This is a genomic window from Deltaproteobacteria bacterium, from assembly GCA_020845895.1.
Lineage (GTDB): Bacteria > Lernaellota > Lernaellaia > JACKCT01 > JACKCT01 > JADLEX01.
Map to the genome: position 1 here is coordinate 1 of JADLEX010000157.1, position 5,482 is coordinate 5,482.

At 62.7% G+C, this 5,482-nt stretch carries 7 protein-coding genes; 1 reads left to right on the forward strand and 6 read right to left on the reverse strand.

Translation table 11 applies throughout. The features are described 5' to 3' along the window. Positions 1-964 (reverse strand): NAD-dependent epimerase/dehydratase family protein (locus tag IT350_20365; GenBank protein ID MCC6160418.1); only part of this gene is annotated, 964 nt, incomplete at its 3' end. A gap of 286 nt (positions 965-1,250) precedes the next feature. Here IT350_20365 and IT350_20370 point away from each other — a divergent pair. Then, complete coding sequence (locus IT350_20370) at positions 1,251-1,784, forward strand: arginine decarboxylase, pyruvoyl-dependent (protein ID MCC6160419.1); 534 nt, start codon at positions 1,251-1,253, stop codon at positions 1,782-1,784. 59 nt (positions 1,785-1,843) lie between these two features. On the opposite strand, the gene IT350_20375 is transcribed toward IT350_20370, so the two are convergent. From IT350_20375 to IT350_20395, 5 genes are all read right to left on the reverse strand, one after another. Then, positions 1,844-2,155 (reverse strand): hypothetical protein, encoded by a 312-nt coding sequence (locus IT350_20375; protein MCC6160420.1) that lies wholly within the window; start codon positions 2,153-2,155, stop codon positions 1,844-1,846. After that, positions 2,156-3,106, reverse strand: coding sequence for a hypothetical protein (locus IT350_20380; GenBank protein ID MCC6160421.1), 951 nt, complete (start codon positions 3,104-3,106; stop codon positions 2,156-2,158). Between the two features lie 169 nt (positions 3,107-3,275). Next, positions 3,276-3,839: a DUF1566 domain-containing protein gene (locus IT350_20385; protein MCC6160422.1), complete on the reverse strand. Its 564-nt coding sequence runs from the start codon at positions 3,837-3,839 to the stop codon at positions 3,276-3,278. 177 nt (positions 3,840-4,016) lie between these two features. Further along, complete coding sequence (locus IT350_20390) at positions 4,017-4,724, reverse strand: DUF1566 domain-containing protein (protein MCC6160423.1); 708 nt, start codon at positions 4,722-4,724, stop codon at positions 4,017-4,019. A 26-nt stretch (positions 4,725-4,750) separates the two neighbouring features. After that, a partial coding sequence (locus tag IT350_20395; protein MCC6160424.1) for a hypothetical protein occupies positions 4,751-5,482 on the reverse strand: 732 nt, incomplete at its 5' end.

Here is a 5,482-nt window from a genome sequence, read left to right on the forward strand (position 1 = left end):
CGATACGCGCGTTGACGGTCTGAATGCCCGCCTCGGCGGCGATCCGCGTCTCCTTCTCCCAGCTCTTGCACACCTCGGCGAGAAAGCCCGTGCCCGGGGTGGCGTCTTCAAACAGCTCCTCGTCGCCGCGCGATCCGTACCAGCCGATGGCCGACGCGCTGACGAGCACGCGCGGCTTGTGCTTGAGTCCCGCGAGGGCGTGGCACAGCACGTTCGTACCCTGAAAACGCGAGAGGCGGACTTTTTCCTTGAACTCCGCGGTCCATTTGTCCGCCGCGAGGTTTTCGCCCGCCAGATGCACCACCGCGTCGACGCCCTCGAGCGCCTCGGCGTCGATTTCGCCTGCTTCCGGGTTCCAGTAGATTTCGGTCGTCCCCGGCCTGGGCTGACGACGGACCAAGGGGTCCACCCGCATCCCTCCGGAACGCAGATAGTTCACCAGTTCGCGCCCAATGAGCCCCGACGCGCCCGTCACGGCGATGCGTTGATCGCCGAGCTTGCGACGCAGTACCCGCAGACGGCTGATGTCGTAGCGCGTGCGGTCGTGGCGGAAGTCGAACATGCGCGCGAGGCGGCGCTCCGCGTAGCGGTGTCCGAACGCCTTGCCGAGGAAACCCATCGGCAACTCGTACTCGACGCGGTCTTCGATGAGGCAGAATTTTTTCGCCTCGGGAACGAAACGGTGCGTGTGCTCCCACGCCGCGAACGGGCCTTCCTCCTGCACGTCGCGGAACATCACGCCGGGCTCGGCCTCAACGATTTTCGCGGTGAAACGTTGCTCCGTCGGCCCGATTCGCGTGGTCACGACCGTGCGGCTCCCTACCTCCAGACCCGGCGCGTGCTCGATCACCTCGACGTCTTCCCACGGCGGAATCAGCCGCTCGAACGTGCCGGGCTGCGCATGCCATTCGTATACGACGTCGGGCGTGACCTCGACCCCGCTGCGATATTCGAACGTGGGCATCACCTCTCCCGTTTTCGGATGTCGGCATTCGAAAAAACTTTTCGCCGCCCTCGGCGAACGGTGCGATAATGGCGTCGCATGGCGAGATGTGACAAGCGGTGTGCTCCGGCCGGTGTCGGTCGGCGACAAAAAAATGTCGGGCGTCACACGCGATGATTGACCGGGCGGCATTTTGCCGCTATTGGCGTTCTGGTTTTTCGGGGCCCCGGCGCGCACAAACCGGGGCGGGGAGTCTTGTCCATTGCGAGGAGGGCGCGTTTCGATGGACCACATCATTCCCAAGCGGATGTTCTTCACCAAGGGCGCGGGCTTTCACAAGAACAAGCTGCAGAGTTTCGAGCTGGCCCTGCGCGACGCGGGCGTCGAACGCTGCAACCTCGTTTCGGTGTCGAGCATCTTTCCGCCCGAGTGCAAGATCATCAGTCGCGCCCAGGGCGTCAAGGATCTCCACTCCGGCCAGATCGCGTTCGTGGTGATGGCGCGCGAGGCGACGAATGAGCCCAACCGGCTCGTATCGGCGGCCATTGGTCTGGCGCGTCCCAAGGACAAGGCCGAATACGGCTACCTCTCCGAGCACCACGCCTTCGGCGAAACGGGCAAGAAGTCCGCGGACCTTGCCGAGGACATGGCGGCCATGATGCTCGCGAGCACGCTGGGCATGGAACTCGATCCCGACACCGCGTGGGACGAGCGCAAGCAGATGTTCAAGCTCGACAAGAAGTTCAACATCGAAACGCGCAGCACCTGCCAGTCCGCCGAAGGCCACAAGGACGGCCTGTGGACGACCGTGGTTGCCCTCGGCGTCTTCATGCTGTCGTAAACAAACCCCAAGGTGCGATTTTCGCGGGCGGTCTTCGGGCCGCCCGTTTTGCGTGGGGCTCAGAATCGCAGCGTCACGCTCGTTGAGCCGCCGATCAGGTATCCCGACGAATTGAGCAACTGGTCATCGCTCGTTCGCTCCTCGCGGGGAACGAGCGCCGCGTAGAAGACCGCCGCGTCAAACGTGACCGGGGTTCGCAACGCGCGCGGATGGATCGAGAATCCGAATCCCGCCGAGACGCGGTGCAGGTCATTGTCGAGCACGAGGTTGTTGCCGCTGCCCCATCGTTCGAACGGCGAGGCTTCGTAGGCGTACCCCGCGCGCAGTTGCCACTCCCCGGCGGGCTCGAGCATCGTCCCGATGCGCGGCACCTACACGTCGCGCGTCCGGATGTCCGAATCGTTTACGGCGTCGTCGCCCTCGCGCAACTCGTCATTCATTCGATCCCAATTCTGCCAATCCACCTGTGCGACCGCGTGCCACGCCCAGGCGATGCGCGCTGTCGCTCCCGCCGAAACCATTTGGGGGATGAATCCGTCCTTGAATTGCATGTCGGTCGGATACTCCTGAAACACGAACTCGCCGGCCTTCACGCGGGTCTCGCCGGAGACGGGATCGACCACGCTCTGCAATTCGCCGCGATACGCCGCCCCGACGCGCCAGTCGGTCGTCACGTACTGCGCGCCCACGAGAAATCCGTAGGCGGGGTGGCCGGTGAGCGTCATCTGCTCGTTTTCGGTGCGACCCGAGAGCTGGACGTCCTGATCGAGCGTGACCTCGGACTTCGACGACAGGATAAATCCGCCGCCGAGGTTGAGTCCACGAAATACGCGCACGCCCCAGCTCGTGATCGTCATGAACGAACGTACGCCGAAGCGCTGGTAATTGCCCTCGGGATACCGTTCATCGTCGAAGTTCAGCAGCGTGCCCATGTTGTCATCGACGAGCATGGTGATGCCCATCGCGACGGGGTAGTCGCTTGCGAATATCTTGCCGATGTCGAGCGCCGTGCCCATCGCGACTACCGCGTTCGGTTCGCGAAAATCCCGCTCGCGCCTGCCGTGGCCGCCGCGAAACATCGGCTGTGCGAAGAGGTAGCCCATCGTCATGAGCGTGTGCTCGGTCTCGGCGATGGCCGCGGGATTGTGGTACACAGCGGCAGCGTCGCCGAAGCCCGCCGTGCCCGCGCCTGCGAGCGCGACGTCGTTCGGCAAAATCCCATACATCATCGCCAGATGCCCGACGCCCGCCTCGGCGCCGGAAGCCGCGATGACCAATAAAAGGACAGTGACGAAGATTCCCCGAAATCGCCTGCTTCGCACGCCCGCTCCCACAACCGAGATCGTGAGGCACCATATTCCGGAATCGTGATTTGCGCCACGGGCGACGAGGGCTTTCCGACTGGTTGCCGCCATACCTATCGGCGGAACGCAAACGCCGGGCGACGGTTGGGCCGCCCGGCGATCGCGCATTTCTCAGACTGTGTGATCGCTATTTGGCTTCGACTGGCGCGAACTCGCCGCGCGCGCAGCGGGCTTTGTATCCTGGAATATCGTAGCCGCTGTCACCGATTCCGGCCTGCCAAAAAGAAATGTTCCATGCTGTGTCCGATAGAGTGCTTGGGGGTGGCGTCGAGGACGACCAATAATTTCCGCATTCGCCTTCCAACTCGCTCGGCCAGTAGCACCCGTCTGCCGGACCGTTGCCAACCGCGCAATTCGAGCAGCCGTCTCCCCAGCAATCGTCGACCCATAGACAGTCATCCGTTACGCCGCATGAGCCTCCGAATTGAGTCGACGCACAACCTCGGATCAGGCTGCGCAACTCCGAAATCGTCGGTAGTCGCCAATCGTCGTACCCGCTGCATGCAAGCGTTTCGCAAGCCTCCAGCGCGTCGGGCCAAAAAGCCCAACCCGATTGAAACGGCAACGGTTCGACCAACCACGTTAAACCTGAGGTCGGGTCCGTCCACGTGTCGCACTCGGTCTGCGTGTCGTCATCGGCCAAATCGTCGTCGATGTCGTCGTCGGCATCGTCATCCGTGTCGTCGTCCACGGTGTCATCGTCGCCGTCGTCGTCGTCGTCAGACCCTGAGCCCGTCGAAGGGCATCGTCATCCGAATCGCCGCATGTGGCCACGGCGAGGGTGAGAGCGCTGATCGTGATCAGCCAAAGGACGAGAGGTTTCATCGTGTTCCTCCTTGGGGTTGCCGCCTCACTTCCCGGCAACCGGCTAGAACTCACCCCGCGCGCAGCGGGCGTTGCCGGAAGGTTCGTATATGCCTGCATTTCCGACGCTGCCCTTGCTGAATCTCGCATGCCACGCATTCTCATCGGAAGTGAATTCTTCTCTGGAACTCGACCAGAACGTCCATAAGATTGAGTCACCTTCACACGTATCTGCAATATCCAAAGGCGAATAGCATCCGTCGTTCGGTCCGTCGTTCGTGAGGCAGCCATCGCAAGGAGAATTTTCCCCGTCCTCGGTGCAATCGAAGCTAAGACAGTCATCTGTAACGCCGCATACTCCATTCGGCTCCGTGGCAGGACATCCCCGGATCAGACTGCGCAACTCGGAGATTGAGGGCAACCGCCAGTCGTCGTGATCACCGCACGCCAGCGTGTCGCAGTAATCCATCGCTTCCTGCCACGTCAGCCCCGCGTACGGTGTTGTCACGGCGGGATCGACCAGCCACGTCAATCCTGAGGTCGTGTCTGTCCATGTGTCGCACTCGGCCTGCGTGTCGTCATCGGCCATATCGTCGTCGATGTCATCGTCGGCATCGTCATCCGTGTCGTCATCCACGGTGTCATCGTCGCCGTCGTCGTCGTCGTCAGACCCTGAGCCCGTCGAAGGGTCATCGTCATCCGAGTCGTCGCAGGTGGCGACGGCGAAGGTGAGTGCGCTGATCGTGATCAGCCAAAGGATCAAGGGTTTCATGGTGGTCCTCCTTGGGGTTTTCGGTTTCACATCAGACCGTCGCAGGCGTCGCAGTTGCCCGGGTAAGCGAGGTCATTCTCCAGACAGTCTCGGAGCTCCTGCGGCCAGAGGTTCGCCGTGCAGTCTGTCCGGCACAGCGCGGAGGTTGCGTACAGGCCGCATGCCACGACCTCGTCGTTGCTGCAAACGTCCGCGCAGCACAGGAGTTCGTCGCTCGATTTGGAGCACCGGCCGAGTTCGGCGGCGCCAGTGCAACTGTCGGAGCGAAAGCACGTCGCGTCGCCACAGTAGGCAGGTGTATCGCCGCCGCACTCTCGCGTCGGATAGATGCACGGAATCGTGCAGACGCCGTGATTTCCGAACGCCGCGTTGATGTCGTTCACGCACCGTGTGGAGTTCCCCAGCGGGCAGTCGCCGGCGAGCAGGTACGTCGCCGTGTCCGCCAGCAGCGTGCGGAATTCGGTAAGCGTCCAATCTGTTCCGCCGGAGAGGAGCACCGTCGCGGCGAAGACGAGGAGATCGGTGTAATCCTTGCCGAGGGCCGTGACGCCGCTGCCGATCCCCTCGCGCAGATCCCACAGGGCCTGCGTCAGCACCATGCCGCCGTCGTGCTTGTCAGGACAGCAGACCGTCGTCTTCTGGTAGTCCATGTTCATGGACACCGTACCTTTGAAGTCGTTGCTGTTGCACAGAAGCTGGGACCGATGGAAGTTGTCCGGGCTCATGTCCTCCATCGTCACGGCGAAGTACTTGGCCAG